This window comes from Clostridium sp. AF22-10, from assembly GCF_003478725.1.
In the GTDB taxonomy this organism is placed as follows: domain Bacteria; phylum Bacillota; class Clostridia; order Lachnospirales; family Lachnospiraceae; genus Otoolea; species Otoolea fessa.
Genome location: NZ_QUFZ01000071.1, coordinates 1 through 1,340, shown reverse-complemented (window position 1 = coordinate 1,340; position 1,340 = coordinate 1). Strand labels below are relative to the sequence as shown.

Annotated in this window: 1 protein-coding gene; it reads left to right on the top strand. The window is 29.7% G+C overall.

Features of this window, described 5'->3' with window-relative positions:
* The first annotated feature begins 286 nt into the window (after positions 1 to 286).
* The gene (locus DWX91_RS16265; protein WP_118539831.1) at positions 287 to 898 is read left to right on the top strand and encodes a hypothetical protein; all 612 of its coding nucleotides are present in this window, start codon (positions 287 to 289) and stop codon (positions 896 to 898) included.
* The last annotated feature ends 442 nt before the right edge of the window (positions 899 to 1,340 follow it).

The following is a 1,340-nucleotide window of genomic DNA, read 5'->3' as shown; positions in this document are numbered from 1 at the left end:
GTCAAATTTTGTTGCTAAATAGCGAAAAATTGCACGGTTATTTTATTTTACCCTTAAAAAAGCCTTGATTTTATTGGGTTTTTAAGGGTATACAAAGGGTGTTATATGGAGGGAGAAAGCATTTTTTATTGTTAGTAACCTCTCACCCTGTTTCCAAATGGGTGTAATAAATAAGGATTTGCAAATTAAAAAGTATACTAGGGGTAGACGTATTATTATCTACCCCGAATTAAAAATTATAATATATCTGATGATATATTTTCAGGAAGAAAAGGAGTAAAACGATATGGTATTAAAAGAAGCTTACCGTTATCAGAATCATTTAAATGAGTTAATTTCTACTGCTGAAACATATCTGGTTAGAAATGATTTTATTACGAAGACAGTGGAAACACATAATCGTAAAAAAGCTAATCCAGATGCAGAAAATGAAATTATTGAAAAGAAATCTTCATTAAATGCAGATTTTGAACCAATGGATATTGTAAACTTTATCAACAAGGCTCTTAATGAAAAACAGAAGCTATCCGATGCCATTATTAAAGCCAAAATGACTACTGAAATTGATGTTGATACTGCCATTGCTACAAATAAGATGAAACAGGCTTATATTAGCGTTTTAACAAGTATGTCAAAAGTCAAATCATCTGAAACCGTAACTAGAGGCACTGGATATAAGTTCAACAATGATGGAGTTCAGAGTCAGTATTATTATGATGTTACGAGTGTTACAACGATTAATTATGATCGTAATGATGTTCGAAATATTATCAAGAAACTATCAAGAGAAACTGAAGAGACATCTCTAAAGGTAGATGTTATTCAATCTACTACTGAGGTTAATTTTGAACCAAAGTGGGATATTACTGATACATTAGAGGATGTAGTGCTGGTATAAGCATTACTCTTCTACTATAATTTTGTATATAGGAAAATTGGAATGCTTGATTAATGGTCAATTGCTTTAGATGCAGATAAAGTGTGATGCTGCATAGTAGATATGCTGAAATATCAAATATTTTACTGTAGGTAAATACATAAAAGCAAGTGTATGGTTTTGACTTAAAATCAAATACTACAACGATAGCTTTGATTAAGCTATATTACAAATGGATGATGATTCGTTTCAAGAAATTCTCTCTTTCGTTATCACATCATTTCAACAATTTGTTCTTTCATAATCTCATACTTTCATACTTACGTTTCGCAAACAGAAAATATATAGATGAATAATAATTAATTCGATGGGTAGAAAATTCGTTTTCTACATAATGTAAATTTTGATTTGCATTTATTATAAATGGAAATTAGTTGAGGTTAAGAGAGATTTTCAATTTTCT

Bases quoted from the DNA above. Each gene is read 5' to 3' on its own strand.
- DWX91_RS16265 (WP_118539831.1), top strand. From the start codon at position 287: ATGGTATTAAAAGAAGCTTACCGTTATCAGAATCATTTAAATGAGTTA.